This window comes from Desulfobacter sp., assembly GCA_028768525.1.
GTDB lineage: Bacteria > Desulfobacterota > Desulfobacteria > Desulfobacterales > Desulfobacteraceae > Desulfobacter.
The window spans coordinates 3,118,465-3,135,024 of the sequence record CP054837.1 but is presented as its reverse complement, the minus strand read 5'-3'; the positions used below and the strand labels follow the sequence as shown (position 1 = coordinate 3,135,024).

Annotated in this window: 12 protein-coding genes; all 12 read left to right on the top strand. The window is 38.6% G+C overall.

Annotated features, from left to right (window positions below; genetic code table 11):
- The first annotated feature begins 761 nt into the window (after positions 1-761).
- The 12 genes from HUN04_14095 to HUN04_14040 all read left to right on the top strand — a co-directional run bounded on the left by HUN04_14095 (position 762) and on the right by HUN04_14040 (position 16,519).
- Entirely contained in the window at positions 762-2,003 is a 1,242-nt protein-coding gene (locus tag HUN04_14095) for a TIGR03087 family PEP-CTERM/XrtA system glycosyltransferase (GenBank protein ID WDP90768.1), read from the top strand.
- Positions 2,004-2,024: 21 nt separating this feature from the next.
- Complete coding sequence (gene asnB, locus HUN04_14090; GenBank protein ID WDP90767.1) at positions 2,025-3,911, top strand: asparagine synthase (glutamine-hydrolyzing); 1,887 nt, start codon at positions 2,025-2,027, stop codon at positions 3,909-3,911.
- The gene (locus HUN04_14085; GenBank protein ID WDP90766.1) at positions 3,890-5,068 is read left to right on the top strand and encodes a glycosyltransferase; all 1,179 of its coding nucleotides are present in this window, start codon (positions 3,890-3,892) and stop codon (positions 5,066-5,068) included. The genes asnB and HUN04_14085 overlap by 22 nt, the downstream gene beginning before the upstream one ends.
- A gap of 110 nt (positions 5,069-5,178) precedes the next feature.
- A complete protein-coding gene (locus HUN04_14080) occupies positions 5,179-5,772 on the top strand; it encodes a hypothetical protein (GenBank protein ID WDP90765.1) in 594 nt (197 codons plus the stop codon).
- 63 nt (positions 5,773-5,835) lie between these two features.
- Positions 5,836-8,481, top strand: coding sequence for a hypothetical protein (locus HUN04_14075; protein WDP90764.1), 2,646 nt, complete (start codon positions 5,836-5,838; stop codon positions 8,479-8,481).
- A 25-nt stretch (positions 8,482-8,506) separates the two neighbouring features.
- On the top strand, positions 8,507-9,076 hold the full coding sequence (locus HUN04_14070; GenBank protein WDP90763.1) for an acyltransferase: 570 nt from the start codon (positions 8,507-8,509) through the stop codon (positions 9,074-9,076).
- Positions 9,077-9,090: 14 nt separating this feature from the next.
- On the top strand, positions 9,091-10,059 hold the full coding sequence (locus HUN04_14065; GenBank protein ID WDP90762.1) for a glycosyltransferase: 969 nt from the start codon (positions 9,091-9,093) through the stop codon (positions 10,057-10,059).
- 53 nt (positions 10,060-10,112) lie between these two features.
- Positions 10,113-11,975 (top strand): hypothetical protein, encoded by a 1,863-nt coding sequence (locus tag HUN04_14060; protein ID WDP90761.1) that lies wholly within the window; start codon positions 10,113-10,115, stop codon positions 11,973-11,975.
- 40 nt (positions 11,976-12,015) lie between these two features.
- Positions 12,016-13,146, top strand: coding sequence for a glycosyltransferase (locus HUN04_14055; protein ID WDP90760.1), 1,131 nt, complete (start codon positions 12,016-12,018; stop codon positions 13,144-13,146).
- A 22-nt stretch (positions 13,147-13,168) separates the two neighbouring features.
- A complete protein-coding gene (locus tag HUN04_14050) occupies positions 13,169-14,098 on the top strand; it encodes a glycosyltransferase family 2 protein (protein ID WDP90759.1) in 930 nt (309 codons plus the stop codon).
- A 115-nt stretch (positions 14,099-14,213) separates the two neighbouring features.
- On the top strand, positions 14,214-15,335 hold the full coding sequence (locus tag HUN04_14045; GenBank protein ID WDP90758.1) for a glycosyltransferase family 4 protein: 1,122 nt from the start codon (positions 14,214-14,216) through the stop codon (positions 15,333-15,335).
- Positions 15,332-16,519, top strand: a complete 1,188-nt coding sequence (locus HUN04_14040) for a glycosyltransferase family 4 protein (protein ID WDP90757.1) — start codon at positions 15,332-15,334, stop codon at positions 16,517-16,519. The genes HUN04_14045 and HUN04_14040 overlap by 4 nt, the downstream gene beginning before the upstream one ends.
- Positions 16,520-16,560 lie beyond the last annotated feature (41 nt).

Here is a 16,560-nt window from a genome sequence, read left to right as displayed (position 1 = left end):
CTGCAGCATACTAAGAATTTTAGCTACTCTAGGGATTTTTTTATTTCATTCTTTGGGTTTGTTTGGGAATGATAATACCGGATATGATTTTTCATCTCTTTGTATTTTTTCTTTTCTTACCGGTTATTTTTCTATAGGGATAAAATTCGAAACCGGACCCGAAAGATGGTTATATAAAAGATTGATATCAATCATGCTGCCATATTGGTTTGTCATTATCCCTGTTGTATTTATTAATCGTCTGATAGGTTATAAAGAAACTTCTTATCTGATGGATATAATAACGATATTGGGGGGCAACCTGTTTTTAGATAACCCAATTTACGTTATTGCTTGGTATATTACTTTTGTTGTTCTCTTATACTGTTTTGTTTATTTGCAATACAAAGTTAGAACCCCCTTTTTAAAGATGACATGGTTCGTAATCGTATTATATTTTTGTTTTATTCTAAATAAATCTATTTACTTTGTTTTTTTTATAATTGGATATACCTTCCACAATCTATTTCCTTTTCATGGAAAAGAGATACATACAAATTTCACGGTAAACATATTATTTAAAATTCAAAAAAGATGTTATGCTTTTTTCCTTGTCCACGGAGGGGTGCTACTCTTTTTGTTTCATTTTTTTGAAATCGATTGGATTAATTTTATCACGCTTGGGTTATCACTATCTATATTAGGAGCAATAATTCTTCAATGTGTAACGAACCCGATAATCAAGCAAATTTATTTAAAGTATACAAGTCCTTAGATTGAGAATGAATAAAGAATATAGTAAGAACAGGCACCTCATTATGTTGGCCCATCGTATTCCATACCCTCCCAACAAAGGAGAAAAAATACGTTCTTTTAATCAGATAAGGTATTTGCAAAAAATGGGGTGGAATATTCATCTATGCGCATTGGTTGATGATATAAGTGATTTGCAATATGAAAAAGAATTGGAAAAATACTGCAAAACAGTGACCTTAGTATATCTTTCTAAGTTTCGGAAATTATTAACTGTCATTTTGAAATTTTTTTCAGGCAAACCGCTTTCAGTGGGATATTTTTATTCTAAAACCATTCAAAATCAATTCAACCAATTGATAGGATCATTTTTCATTGATTCTGTTCTATGCTCATCTTCACCCATGGCTGAGTACCTTATTTGCGGAAAAAAAATAAAAAATAAACAAAAAATAATACAGGTCATGGATCTTATCGATGTCGATTCTGTTAAATGGAAACAGTATGCCGCCCAGAAAAAATCCATTGCATCGATTATATATTTTATTGAAAGCTGCTTATTAAAACTATATGAAACTAAAATAGTTGATTTTTTTACTGCAGTGACTTTGGTATCATCTGCTGAAGTTGACACTCTGAGATCCCAATTGCAATCTAATCAAGGAGAAAATATATATGCAGTGGGAAATGGTGTTGATTTGGAGTTTTTTTCTAAAAAATCTGAGCGAACTCATTTTGATCCATTAAAAAATAAATTGAATGTGATCTTTTTCGGGAGAATGGATTATTACCCGAATGAAGACGCTGTCGTCTGGTTCGTAAAACAAGTTATGCCTTTAATAAGGAGGAAAATTTCTATAACGTTATCTATCGTAGGAGCAAAACCTTCACGAGAGGTTATTGCTTTATCAAAATTTTCAGGGGTTGAAGTGACTGGTGAAGTAAAAGATATACGGCCATATGTCTTAAGTTCAGATATATGTGTTTTTCCATTGCGTATGGCCAGAGGCATTCAAAATAAAGTACTTGAAGCGATGGCTATGGCAAAGCCAATAGTTGTTTCAAAACAGGCCTTTACAGGTATTAAGGCGCTATCAGGAAAGCATCTTATAGCTGTTGAAACAGAGCCAAATGCTTTTGCAGAAGCGGTTTTATCCATTTGGAAAAATAATAATTATGCTTCTTTTTTAGCAAGCAATGCGCATAAACAAGTTCATCAATATTATTCATGGGATAGTCAGCTAAAACAATTACATGATTTGTTGGTATAGTTATGAGAAGGTCTTTTTTTTATGTGTGGTGTAGCAGGATTTTATAATTTTCAAGGTCATAATCAGGATGAAGCGAGGGTGCAGGTTTTAAGCATGGTCCGGGAACTCGTACATCGGGGACCTGACGAGGAAGGCGTGTATGTTGATGGAAAATATGCACTTGGGCACCGTCGTTTGAGCATAATCGACCTTTCTTCTGGTCAGCAACCTTTAGCTATAGATGGAGGTGCGCTTTGTATCGTATTCAATGGAGAAATTTATAATTTTATAGAAATTAGGAAAAAATTAGAGGGGCTTGGGCACGTTTTCAGGACTAAAAGCGATACAGAAGTCATTTTACGCGCATATAAACAATGGGGAAAAAAATGTGTTGCCAGGCTGAATGGAATGTTCGCATTTGCCGTCATCGATCAAAATAATCAGTCCCTTTTCCTTGCAAGGGACCGGTTGGGTAAGAAACCATTGTACTACTACCATGATGGCAAAACATTTGCGTTCGCTTCAGAAATGAAAGCTATTTTAAAAGGCGGATTTTCCAGGAAACAGATTGATTGTAGTGGGTTAGATTGCTTTTATTCATTCGGCTACATTCCGTCTCCTTTGACGATATTTTCTGACATTAAAAAATTAGAGCCCGCAACTACTCTTGAGGTGAAAAATGGTGTCGTAAGAAAGCAAAAATATTGGTCTGTTCAGTTTGATGAGAAGAATAGTCTTACTTTGAGAGAGGCCTCTCAAAGACTTGAAGATCTATTGGAGGACGCCGTAACTCAAAGATTGATCAGCGATGTTCCTCTCGGGGCGTTTCTCTCCGGGGGACTGGACTCTACACTTGTCGTCTCTTACATGGCTGGTATTCTTCCTAAACCTGTACTGACTAATTCCATCGGATTCGGCCTTAGGGAATTGAACGAGCTTCCTATCGCTGGTATAGTAGCGGACCATCTTCGTACAGATCATCGAGAATTTATTTTAGAACCTTCTGCTTTGGATGTTATTAATGATATTGCTTGGCATTTTGACGAACCCTTCGCCGATTCCAGCGCTATACCCACCTGGTATGTGTGTAAAATGGCAAGAAAGAACGTTACTGTAGCACTGTCTGGGGATGGAGGCGACGAAACCTTTGGAGGGTATACTTTTAGATATATTCCCCATATGTTTGAGTCTGCAGTTAGGCGGTTGATACCTGATCGAGTCCGAATATCTTTGTTTGGTATTTTAGGGAGTGTATATCCGGAAAGAGCGTCTCTGCCAAGGCCGTTTCGATTAAAAACCATTTTTCAGAATCTTGCTCTAAATGATGCCGAAGCCTTTTATCGTGATCTAGTTTGGCTTCAGGCTGAGACTAAAAAAAAGATATACTCCATGTCATTCTGTAATAGCATTGGATCGTTTTTTCCAAGTCAAATGGCACTTAAGCATTACATGGGTTGCGCTTCAAAAAATCCACTAAGCAGGAGTCAGAATGCAGACCTATGTTTCTATATGCCAGAGGATGTTCTCGTGAAGGTAGACAGAATGAGTATGGCGCACTCCTTGGAGGTGAGAAGCCCTTTACTTGATTACCGGATAACCGAATTTGCTGCCACCCTTCCTGCCAGATTGAAAATCAGGAAAAGTCAGGGAAAAGTCCTGCTCCGCCATCTTGCAGGAAGCAAGTTGCCTAAAGTCGTTATAAATCAACCAAAACGAGGTTTTTCCATACCGGTGGCTAAATGGCTCAGAAACGAGCTCAAACCCCTTGCTAGGGAGATGATATTTGAAAAAAGTCATATTATTCAAGAAACTCTGATAAAGGAAAACTTAGGCCGTTTGTGGGATGAACACCAGACCGGCTTAAAGGATCACAGTGTTTTTCTTTGGGGTTTGACAATGTTAGGATTATGGGAAAAGCATTATTATTAAAAGTAACATTAAAATTTGGAAAAAATATGTTGTCTGATCATTCGGATACAGTACCGATAAAGGTTTTACAGCTTGGAAGCCCTATGGGCCTTTTCGGAGCGGAAAGATGGATATTGGCCCTGATTCGTCACTTGAATCCTGTCGTGATAGACTCTTTTGTGGGAGTGGTGAAAGATGATTCAAGGGCTGATTTGCCAGATCTTTACCGGGAAGCTGGGGAACAGGGATTTAAAACAGTAATGTTTCATACTCCAGGCAGGGTTAATCTGAAATCTGTTACTCAATTAAGGCGATTTATATTCAAACAAAAAATTCAAATATTGCACACCCACGGTTATAAACAAGATGCTATCGGTTATCTTGCCACAAGAGGAACGGGATGTAAGATTGTTTCAACACCCCATGGCTGGAGCAAAAACGCTGATTTTAAGCTTATGTGTTATGAAATGTTGGACAGGGCACTTTTTCCCTTCTTAGATGTTGTTTCTCCACTTTCCAGGGAGTTGGAAAGGAATCTTCTGTTTTTGGGAAGAAAACTTCATTACATAGGGAACGGAGTGGATATATCGGAAGTCGATTCCCATTCCGGAATATCCGAAAAAATGGAGTTGTGGAGAAAGAAAGAATATTTTATTATCGGATATATCGGCCAACTTATACCAAGAAAAGGTATAGACATTCTATTAAGGGCCGTATCAGAATTGAAGGAAATTCCGTGGAGGTTAGCTATAGTAGGTAGCGGTGAACAAAAAGAGTACCTCTGCAAGCTCTCAGAAGATCTTGGTATTTCAAGCCAAGTCAGATTTTTTGGATTTCGGGATGATCGATTGAGTTTTTTAAAGGGGTTTGATGTTTTTATTCTGCCATCCCGCCTGGAAGGTATCCCAAGATGTCTTATGGAAGCCATGGCTGCAAAGGTACCCATTGTTGCTTCAGATATTCCCGGAAGCAATGATTTGATTGATCATAATGTCAACGGACTGCTTTTTCCTGAAGAAGATCACGCTACTTTGGGTATGACTATTGAGCGTCTAAGTCGCGATCCGAGAATAAGACGATCGCTTGCCTTGAAGGCTAGAAAGGATGTTGAAATAAGATTTTCTGCCGTCAGGATGGCAAGGGAGTATGAAGATTTGTTTAAGAGACTAATTGCTTGAATCGTTTTAGGGGCTGTTTTATTGATCGAATGCGTCAACTGGCCTCAAATAAAGATGTGATATGATTAGTAATGCCTTTTTTTGATAAATTTGTAATGGAGGACTCGCTAATGTTTCGAACACCTGTATTGATTTTCGTTATGTTATTTTTTTTCAATAGTGGGACAGCTTTAGGAGATTTTATCGATAATGGAGGCTATTTGATTGATAATGTTTCCGGTAATGCCTGGTATACAAATATGGATGACTTCTGGAATATGGATTATGGCGAACAAGTGGCTGCTGTCAATAATCTGAATACAGGAAGCGGTACATTTGGCATCACCACTTGGCGGCTTGCATACGCATCAGAAGTGGTGCAGATGTTTTCCCATTGGGAAAATTTAGAATTCCCCTTGGAATACTTTTCCTGGACATCTAGTCATTTTTCCGGTCCATGGGAGAATTTCTTCTGGGATGCCAGGACCTTGGACCATCTGTCAGTATTGATAAAGTACATTGCAGATGATACCACTGGACAGTATCATTTTCAGGATCCAATCCTTTCTTCCTTACACGATAACATCAAAACCTATGAAGTTTCAGCCTGGATTATCGCCAGCGATGTTACGCCGGTGCCCGAACCCTCTGCAAAGATAAGTTTTGCAGTTGGCATTCTGATTCTTTTTGGGATTAGCCGCAAAAGGAAAGAATTATTTAGTTGATGGCCATAAAATCATATTGAAAACAAGTTTGTAGCAGTATGAGCCTGGATTTTAGTTTAACTTATGGATTTAATAACGACCGTCGTTTTTAACGAAACAGCAGGTATAAACCGGCATAAAGAACCTGTCACCTGGGGGATGCCCTTTCCTAAAGGGATGGTCAGGGACATTTCGGATATATGTATTATTGATGACGCTAAGGAGGTGCCTGCATTCTTTTCAACGCCTCTTGCCCATTGGGCTGATGGCAGTATTAAGTGGATACTGTTTGATTCCCAGTTATCAGTGGGCTCATATGATTCAAAGCCATTATATCTTTATTATTCCACAGAAAAGAGCGTTCAGCCCATTTTTTCCAAACTGAAATGTCAGGAGTCTGAAAAGAAAATAATCATCCTAACAGGGATAGCTGAGTTTCATATTGTTAAAAATCCTTTTATTCCGTTTTCAGAGGTTTTTTTTAAAGGGAAGCAGATCATTCAAAAAGATTCTGGTGGTATATTATTGGAATCAGAAAATGGGAGCCTTTGGGAGCCAAGTGTGGATGGGTGGCATATTGAGACGTACAATCCTTTGCGCTGCGTTCTTGCATTCAATGGAAAATTCCACTCTCAGTCCGGAAGCATCCATCCGTTAAGCTTTATCTGTAAGTTGCATTTCTATGCGGATAAAGCAGAAACTAAGGTTGAATTTACACTTTTAAACACAAGCCCAGCAAGGCACCTCGGGGGTGTTTGGGACCTGGGTGATAAAGGATCAATTTTTTTTGAGGCGTTGAGCGTCAATATCCAAATGCTAGGGGATACAGGTTTCGATTTGTATTATACCCGGGATAATTATTCTCCAGTTGTCAAGGAAACCCGGCCTGTTACAATTTACCAGGATTCGAGCGGAGGTAAAAACTGGTATTCGCGAAATCACGTGAATAAAAACAATAAGATTCCCCTTACATTCCAGGGGTATAAAATTACAAGTGACGGAGAACAGATTTTGGACGGCCTGAGGGCCAATCCATTCATGGCTATGGGTAGCGGGGAATACTGGGTTGGGGCAGGAGTCAGGAACTTTTGGCAGAATTTTCCCAAAGAAATGGCATTTTCCGATGGCCTTTTGAGCATAGGGCTTTTTCCAAAACAATTTAATGACTTATTTGAGCTTCAGGGTGGGGAACAGAAAACCCATATAATGGACCTTTATCTGGGGCACAGCAGAACGATCCGAGAAAACGTATTTCCAACCTTTTCCCCACTGGTGCCAGAAGTATCCCCAGACTGGTATTATAATTCAGGCGAATGTTCCAGACCGCTTCCGACTCAAGCCGATGATGATCCTTTTTATCAGTCTTATAACGAAATGATTCAGGCTGCGGTTAACAATGAAACGTCATTTGTTCAAAGAAGAGAAATTATAGATGAATTCGGATGGCGCAATTTCGGTGAATTATATGCAGACCATGAGGCTGTATTTCAGGACCGTCCGGAACGGTTTATCTCACATTACAACAACCAGTTTGATGTAATTATGGGCAGTTTGACTCAGTTTTTTAGGACAGGTGACAGAAAATGGTTTGACCTGGCCAGGGAGCATGCCGATCATGTATGTGATATTGATATTTACCATACACGGTCTGACAGGTTCCAGTTCAATAACGGCCTTTTCTGGCATACCGATCATCACCTTGATGCGGCTACCTGTACCCACAGATCAGTCTCCGTGAAACACAGGGATATGAAGCCCCCCCATCTGGTGGGCGGGGGACCGTCATACGATCATTGTTATACCACTGGCTTTCTTTATATGTACTGGCTTACAGGAGAAATTCGTTACCGAGACAGTGTACTTGCGCTTGCCGAAAATGTTGTTTATGGGTTGAAGGGCCCCGATACAATAAGCGAATTTTTATTTATTCTGTTAAGAAAAGGCCTTGCAAAACGGCACGCCGGCAATGACTCTCCGATTTTGGTTTACGGGTTGAAAGACGGCCCCGGAAGAGCTAGCGGAAATGCCTTAAACGTATTGTTAGATGCATTTTTACTCTGCGGTGATCAAATCTATCTTCGACATGCCGAATCCTTGATTCGCATTTGCATATCCCCTGATGATCTGATTGAGTCCCGGCAGTTTTGTGAGGTAGAACTACGGTGGATGTACACTGTCTTTCTCAAGAGTCTATGCCGGTATGTGGAATTAAAGGAGGAGACACAGGAAAAAGACGACATGTACAATTATGTTTGTGCCGTACTTTTAAAATACGGAGAATGGATGGTTGATAATGAATATCCATACCTTGATAAGCCTGAAATCCTTGAATTTCCAAATGAATCATGGGCAGCCCAGGAATTCAGGAAAAGCGATGTTCTGGCCTTTACCGCATGCCTGTCTCACGGGGAGATGAGAACCAGAATGATGGAGAAGGGGCGATTTTTCTTTGAGGAAGGCATCAAAGGAATGCAGCGGTTTGACAATTGGATACTTACAAGACCCCTGGTTTTGATGATGAGAAACGGTATAGACCACTTGGATTTATATTTTAAATGGAAAAAAGGTGAATTAACGGAATTTGCCGATTCCGAAAGAAGGCCTGTGGCAACCGAAGTGAACAAAGGCTCCAATCTAATTTCGCAATTGAAAGATATCTTGCGCCGTACAACCCCTGCCAAGGAACTGAAATGGATATGGTATCGTGTTGAGGATAAACTGAAAATATGAGCCGGCCATTGATATGAAATCAGTCATGAAACAGTGGATAGACCTGTTGATGCGTGTGGTTTCTTTCCCATTTTTTTTATTTTATCTGCTTCAACGAGTGTTTTTTGGCCCAAGGAAGGCCTTTAGTGCGATGATGCAGACTGTGTCATTGTTTCCAGGTGTCACGGGTGAGTGGTTCCGGAGAGGGGTTTTAAAATGGATCACTTTTAACCGGCTAACTGATTGCTGTATAAGTTTTGGAACAACTTTTTCCGACCCCAGGGTGAGTATCGGGAACGGGGTTTATATCGGCACTAGGTGTGATATCGGATTTGCTCATATTGGGCAGGACTGCATTATCGGGAGTGGCGTTCATATAATAAGCGGTCAAAAGCAGCATTTTTTTGAAGCCACAGATGTTCCCATCAGGGACCAGGGAGGAATGTTTGCGAAAGTTACCATTGGAGAAAACTCATGGATTGGTAATGGCGCGTTGATTTCCGCTGATGTAGGTAAAGGATGCGTGATTGGGACCGGTAGTGTTGTAGTGTCTTCTATTAAGGATTTCGCAGTGGCTGCAGGAAATCCCGCAAGAGTGATTCGAACCAGAAAGTAAAAGGTAATTAAAAAGTGTTGCCTAATGTTGATGTTGTTATTCCCGTTTACAATGAGGAGAAATATCTGGGCAGATGCTTGGCCGCGTTGACAAATATTGAATACCCAAAGGATAGGCTCAACATCATTGTTGCAGATAACTATTCCGAAGACCGGAGTGTTGAAATTGCATATGGACATCGGGTTTCTGTAAAACGGGTAAAGAAATATTCCATTGCAAGAACCCGCAATGTCGGAGCTAATGGCAGTTGTGCAGATATTATAGCTTTTATTGACAGTGACTGTGTGGTTGGACATGAATGGCTTAAAAAAGCAGTCCGCCACTTTACCGATTCCGAGGTCGTTGCGACTGGATCATACCCCACCGTTATTGAAGATGAGGTTAATCTGTTTCAGAAAACCTGGTCTAGGTTATGCCGGGGAAACCCGAAAAAGTCTTGTAAAGTAGACTGGCTATCTACTCAAAATTTAATTCTCCGCCGTTCGGCTTTTGAATGCTTAGGTGGATTCAATGAAAATTTGGTTACATGTGAAGATGTAGATCTGGGTTATCGCCTGTCTAAAATCGGAGCCATTGTTAATGATCCGAATATCATCGTATATCATCTGCGGGAACCTGAGAACTCAGTTGAGTTCTGGAAAAAGGAATTTTGGCATTCCATTGGTAATTTTCAAGGTGTATTCTCACATGGCATTCGAATTTCAGAAATTCCCAGTCTTTTGATGCCTGTGGTTTTCTTAATCGGGTTTTGGATCTCCGTTTTTGGAATCGCCTCAGTCAGCCCAATCACTTTGATTGCCGGTTGCCTTTTGATGTTTTGCCCTCCTCTTTTCTACAGCACAATCAAATATTCAAAAGGGATGAACAAAAAAATGGTTTTGTGGCTTTATTGTGTATATTTTTCGGCAAGGTCTGCGAGTTTGTTTTACGATACCTTAAAACTGTTCAAACATCTTCGGATCTGGAGGCATGTAACTGGTTGATTTTTTTCAACTTGTAAGATTGAAATATTCGGTAAAATTGATGGGGGGTATTTGTGGGAGCAATCTTTGGTTATAGTCAATTGCTGTTTCCCGGCAAAAATCAGGTAAATAATATGGCGGGAACACTCGATTTCAGGGGAAATCATGTCTCGACCCATTTGGATGATGATTTCGTCCTGGGCGTCACCTTCCATTCCAGGGAAGCCGACACAAAGCTTGTAGTAGATGAGGAGCGCTCAATCATTGCTGCATGCGAAGGTGAAATTTATAATACAGATCAACTGTACAATTCATTGAAAGATAAGGAATTGATCCCCAAGCCGAAATCGGGGTTCGACCTGATTCCTTTATTGTACGCTGAGAAAGGATATAAGTTTCCAAGAAATATCAATGGCAGTTTTACAATTGCCTTGTGGGATGGGAAATCCAAAACGCTTTTGCTAATCAGGGACCATTTGGGGTCTCATTCTTTGTTTTATACCCTGAAAAAAGATCTGATATGTTTTTCCACCAGAATAAAATCGATTCTTGAAACCGGCTGCGTAGAAGCAAGGCTGGATTATGGGAGTTTAACTCAATATTTAGCCTCCCTGGCACTGAGCCCCCCAAAGACCATGTTTAAAAACATATTTGCGGTTCGTCCCGGTCACATGACTATTCTAAACAAGGGAAATATATCTGAATACGCTTACTGGCCGATTCACGAAGTGAGTGAGGACAGAGATGGGTCGCGGGAATATTTTTCAGAGAAACTCAAAGAACTTTTTATAGATGCTGTGTCCATTCGAATCAGGAAAGGAGAAAAAACCGGCGCTCTTGTGAGTGGGGGGGTTGATACCAGCGCTATTGTTTCGGTTCTGAGCCGCCATTCCCTGGCAGATAATTTAAAGGGGTTTTCCATTGCCTTTGAAGAGAGGGAGTACAGTGATGCATCCTTGCAACATTATATCTACAAGGACTATGATCTGGAACCCTGTGAGATCATACTGAATCCGGTTGACTTTTCCAGAGCTCTTTTAGAGGGGGTAATTCATCTTGATTCCCCGGTTAATGATGTCGCCTATGCCGGGATGTACGTGGCAATGGAAAATGTTTCAAAAGCTGGATGCAGTGTCGTATTCGAAGGCGAAGGATCTGATGAGATTTTTTGCACCGGGCATTCCATGGGAGAGTTGTCTGTCCAGAAGTTTATCTCCTTTCCTTTTGTTTTACGGCAGTTGTTGTTCGGATGGGCGGTTCATCATTTCCCGGATGGTAGCACCATACCCGATAAGGTTATCAGGCTGCTGGGACGTATCGGGATGTCGGATCTTGAGAGAAGATCTACATGGATCCCGGGATTTACTCCAAAGCAAAGACGGTTGCTTCTTGGCGACCGGGAATATGGGACACCTTTTGAAACCGCGGAAGAGTACTATGGAAGAACCCGACTAAATGATTTTATAAATATATATCAATATGGATTGACAAAGCTCTTTCTGCCCGATGATCTTCTTTTTAAAAATGAGCGAATGGCAGCGGCACAAGGAATTATCAACAGGACTCCCTTTATCGATTATCGGTTGGTGGAACAGGCGTTCCGTGTCCCCGGGAAATTTAAACTTGCTCGCCCTTCTGCAAAAAGTGACGGAACCAAACTCATTTTTAAGAAGGCCATCCAGGGCATGATTCCCGATGAGATACTTCATAGAAAAAAAAGCAGAGGGTTTAGCCAGCCTTCCGGCATATGGTTTAAAGGGCCCTTGCGATCATTCGTGACGGATCATCTTTTTAGTTCAGACACAAAAGTCACAGATCATCTTGATCCGTCTGCGGTCAGGAGGATCTATGAAAGACAACTAAAAGGTGAACTCAGTGGTGATTATTTTTTAAATTCCCTTCTAATTCTTGAGTTGTGGATGCGTCAATACTTATAGAAAATTAAGACACATATTATGCTTTTTGGTGATATTTATTATGGATAACAAAATACCGCATATTCTACATGTTTTTGATGGGTTTCGTTGTGGAGGGACGGAATTGCGTACTTGTAAAATTATTAATGGGCTTGGAAATAAATTTCATCACACTATATGTTCAATTAATGGTAATTTTGATGCTGCTGCTTATATTAATCCCGATATAGAATATTCTTTGATTCATTGTCCGCAAAAAGGCATAATTTATCCAGTACAAATTATAAATATTTATAAAAAATTAAGGCAAATAAAACCAGATTTACTTATAGCGTATGCTTGGGGATCAATAGACTGGTTGATTGCCAACTTGTTTGATCAGGTCTGTCCATCAATCCATGCCGCAGAAGGATTTGACGATTCTGAAATTAGATCAGAAAAATATCATAGGAAATTAATACGGGGATTTGTTTTTAAGCGGTGCTGCCTAATCGTGACATGCTCTCGCCTTTTAAAAGATATGGCAACTGATTCGTGGAACGTAAAAAAAAAAAATGTTATTCATATAGTAAATGGTGTGAAGGTTAGTCATTTTAAATTTAATCGGGTAAAGAAAAGCCACTCCGATCAAACTGTAAGGCTTGGAATAGTTGCTTCTTTGATAAAGCTTAAAAATCATGCTCGCCTGATTCATTGTTTATCCCAGTTGCCAAATGAATTAACATACAAACTGTATGTCGCAGGAGATGGTCCTGAGTTGGGGGCTCTGGAAAAATTGACCGAAGAACTCAACCTTACTCAAAAAATAAAATTTTTAGGTTATTTAGAGGATCCTACTGAGCTATTAAGAAAAATAGACATTTTTTGTTTTTCTTCCGATATTGAACAAATGCCAATGGCTATACTTGAGGCCATGGCTTCTGGTTTGCCAATCGTTAGCACAGATGTTGGCGATATTAAACAAATGGTGAGTCAGGCAAATAAAAAGTTTATTGTGAAAAAAAATGACGAGAAGACTTATGTCTCAGCTATGTGGGAACTAATAAAAAATCATGAGTTAAGACAGCAGCTTGGCCTAAACAACCGTTCAACTGCATTTCAATTTTATTCTGAACATAGCATGATAGAAAGCTATGCTATGATATATTTAAAGGCGATTTCTGGTTCGCTAAGCATAAAAATTAAAAATTAAAATGAATTTAAAGGATACTGCAATGGCGAAAAAATTTTCTATTATTATTGCTACTTACAATAGAGCGGCTATATTGGATCAAACGTTAGAACATTTTGTCAATCTTGATTTTAATAAATCGGACTATGAACTCATAATTATAGATAATAACAGTTGCGATGATACAAAACATATAGTCGAAAAATTTAGTAGCAAATTACCAATTGTATATGCATTTGAAAAGCGACAGGGACAAAATTTTGCTAGAAATAAAGCAATAGAGATTGCTAATGGTGAGTTATTTGTTTTTACTGACGATGATATTACACCCCAAAAAAATTGGCTTCAAGAAATTCTATCTGTAACTAACAGATGGACACATGTGAGTATTTTTGGAGGCCGAGTGTTACCAGTCTTTCCTAAAGAATCAAAATTGAGAATTACGGAGGCATCGTTTTCTGATTTTATTTTTACTAACTTTAATCCATTAGGTTGCGAAGGTGAGCTTTGTGATCTATATCCTGTTAGTGGAAATTGTTGGGTAAGAGCCGCATTATTCAAATCTGGAGTCCATTTTAACACAACTTTTGGGCCTAAAGGCCGAAATCGTATATCCGGAAGTGAGCAGGAATTTTTTCATCGTATGATCAAAAGAGGTGAAATAGCTGTGTTCGCTCCCTCAGTTATTGTTAAGCATAGAATCCAAATGTCACAGCTTAAATTAAAATATTTGATAAAAAGGGCAATCGCAGGAGGTCGGGGATGGGTTCGTATTCGCAACCCGTTTAGAAAGACACCTTTTTTATTGGGGGCTCCTCGTTTTTTATATAAAGTTTCTTTAGTTTCTTTTGGTAGAACAACGTTTGCTTTACTAACTGGGAAAAATTATTTGGAACCTTTGCTTAAATTATGCGAGTATGTTGGATGTATTTACGAGTATCAAACAAACAAAAATCTTTTAGTTCAGGACTAATGGAAAAACGATGTATGGGAACCGGACTCTTTCCAATTGTTATGCAGGGTTCCGGACCGTCATAAGAAAAAGTACACATCAATAGTGCGAACCAAATATTTTCATAGGAGAAAAAATGAGAATTGGTCTTGATGCCAGAGTTCTGACACTTCCTGAAATGAGAGGGATCGCAAATTATATATTGGAAATTTTAAAGTTCTGGCCCAACATGGATGATCAATTTTTCTTTTTTTATGAGAGTGGTCATATAAAAGGTAATCTAAATATTAATGTTAAATATAAAACCATCTGTGTTCCCGAGCCACCCGGTACAAGATTCAAAGTATGGCAATGGTTAGCAATGCCACATGTTTTAGATCAACTTAATGTCGATGTTTTATGGTGCCCCGCAAACATTCCAATATTTACTAGAAAATGCAAACAAGTACTAACGGTTCATGACACGTTGTTGCAAGAATCGTTCAGAACGCATAACCTAATTGATAGCGTATACTTTAGAAAAATTATTCCATTTTGGGTGAGGCATTATGTCAATAGAGTAATAACAGTAAGTTCCTTTTCAAAAGACAGAATATATGAATTGTTCAAAATCCCAAAAAGAAAAATACGAGTAATTCATAATGGTCTTCCTACAATTTCTCCCATCTATAAAAATAAAAAAGAGGCTCAAGAAAACCTTTGGCAGACTGGAATTATTTCTAATAAGTATTTATATGCATTAGGAGCTGAAAGCCCTTGGAAAAATACAGAAAACTTAATTTTATCTTTTGCCTCTATTGTCCGGATGGGAGTTGATATTGATTTAGTTTTAACAGGGATTCAAAATAGCATTCTTAGTAAGTTGCAAATACTTGTGGCTCAACTCAATATAGAACATAGAGTGAAATTAGTATCTTACGTAGATAATGTAACCAGAGATGCTTTATATCAAGGGGCTGAACTGTTTATTTACCCATCTTTGTTTGAAGGATTTGGTTTTCCTCCTTTAGAAGCAATGAAATTAGGATGTCCAGTAATCGCTTCTGACAAAGCTAGTATCCCAGAGGTTGTCGGAACTGGTGCCATTTTGGCGGATTGCACAGACCCCAATGATTTAACAGACAAGGTTCTATTTTTTTTAAATAACCAGAATCAAAAATATAAGCTAATTGAAAAAGGCAATAGAAACTCTAATCGATTTGATTGGAAGAAGAGCGCTACAGCCCATCGTTTAGAATTACTAAAGGTAATAACATGAAAAAAGTTTTAATTTTAGAGGAAGGGCCAGGATTTGGCGGGGCTTTAATGAGTTTAAAGTGTTTATTAGACAATTGGAAAGATCGTAATTATATTTTTTATGTAATTACCAATTATCCACAAAATTATATCCAATCCAATAATTATATAAAAAAAGTTGTCCAAATACCTAGAAAAAGAATATATGGGCCAAATTCAAAACTGGAATTTTATTTATATAAAATGATTGGCAACAAGAGTGGACCAGTAGCCTATATCGTTGATCGGGTAACTTTTTGCAATTCCTATGTGAACAAACTTGTTCGTTTTATTCGTACCAATAAAATTAATCTTGTTCATTTAAACAATTGGCCATTATTGAACGATGGTGGGGTTTTTGCCGCAAAGAAGGCAAACGTACCTGTTTTAATGCATGTTCGTGGTATGGAGTATAAAAGTAGATTAATCTCATGGATAACTAAAAAAGCTGATCATATTATTGCCATATCAGAATACATAAAAAAAGAAATAGAATCTTTGGGTGTTAAAGAAAGAAAAATATCAGTGGTTAGAAATGCTGTCGATTTTGATTTCTTTTCTTATAATTCAGATGGGAGTAAATTTAAAAAACATTATGGAATAAATGATGATTTTTCATTAATTGGAATTGTCGGTTGCTTAGTGGACTGGAAAGGGCATATGTTTTTTTTAGAAGCTTGTGCCGAACTTTTTAAAAACGTTCCAGTTCGGGCAGTTATAATAGGCGATTCACCTGATGGTAATCAAAGTTATAAAGCAAGACTACTAAAGTATGCTGAGAAATTAGGAATTTCGGATAAAATTTATTTTGTTGGCCACGTCAAGAACGTGGCTGAGGCTATGGCTGCCTGTAGTGTCCTTGTTCATGCCTCAACCGAACCGGAACCATTTGGTAGAGTTATTATAGAAGCGATGGCTTTGTCAAAGCCGGTCGTAGCAACATCACCTGGAGGGCCGAGTGAAATTATTCAAAACAAAGTTGACGGTTTACTGATAAAACCTCGTGATTCATTAGCAATGGCGGAGGCAATAAATTCGATATTGAGCAATAAGCAATTTAGTAAACAATTGGGGTATAATGCACATTTAAAAATTGTTAATCAATATAACGCTGATATATACGTGAATGGCGTACTAAAAGCATATCAAGAGATTCTGAATGCATAGTAGGTAATGATAGATAGTTAAGAAATATATGTTTTAACTGG

Excerpts from the sequence above, each read along its gene's own strand:
- HUN04_14080 (WDP90765.1), top strand. The coding sequence starts at position 5,179 with ATGTTTCGAACACCTGTATTGATTTTCGTTATGTTATTTTTTTTCAAT.
- asnB (WDP90767.1), top strand. The coding sequence starts at position 2,025 with ATGTGTGGTGTAGCAGGATTTTATAATTTTCAAGGTCATAATCAGGAT.
- HUN04_14045 (WDP90758.1), top strand. The coding sequence starts at position 14,214 with ATGAGAATTGGTCTTGATGCCAGAGTTCTGACACTTCCTGAAATGAGA.
- HUN04_14070 (WDP90763.1), top strand. The coding sequence starts at position 8,507 with ATGAAACAGTGGATAGACCTGTTGATGCGTGTGGTTTCTTTCCCATTT.
- HUN04_14095 (WDP90768.1), top strand. The coding sequence starts at position 762 with ATGAATAAAGAATATAGTAAGAACAGGCACCTCATTATGTTGGCCCAT.
- HUN04_14075 (WDP90764.1), top strand. The coding sequence starts at position 5,836 with ATGGATTTAATAACGACCGTCGTTTTTAACGAAACAGCAGGTATAAAC.
- HUN04_14085 (WDP90766.1), top strand. The coding sequence starts at position 3,890 with ATGGGAAAAGCATTATTATTAAAAGTAACATTAAAATTTGGAAAAAAT.
- HUN04_14040 (WDP90757.1), top strand. The coding sequence starts at position 15,332 with ATGAAAAAAGTTTTAATTTTAGAGGAAGGGCCAGGATTTGGCGGGGCT.
- HUN04_14050 (WDP90759.1), top strand. The coding sequence starts at position 13,169 with ATGGCGAAAAAATTTTCTATTATTATTGCTACTTACAATAGAGCGGCT.
- HUN04_14055 (WDP90760.1), top strand. The coding sequence starts at position 12,016 with ATGGATAACAAAATACCGCATATTCTACATGTTTTTGATGGGTTTCGT.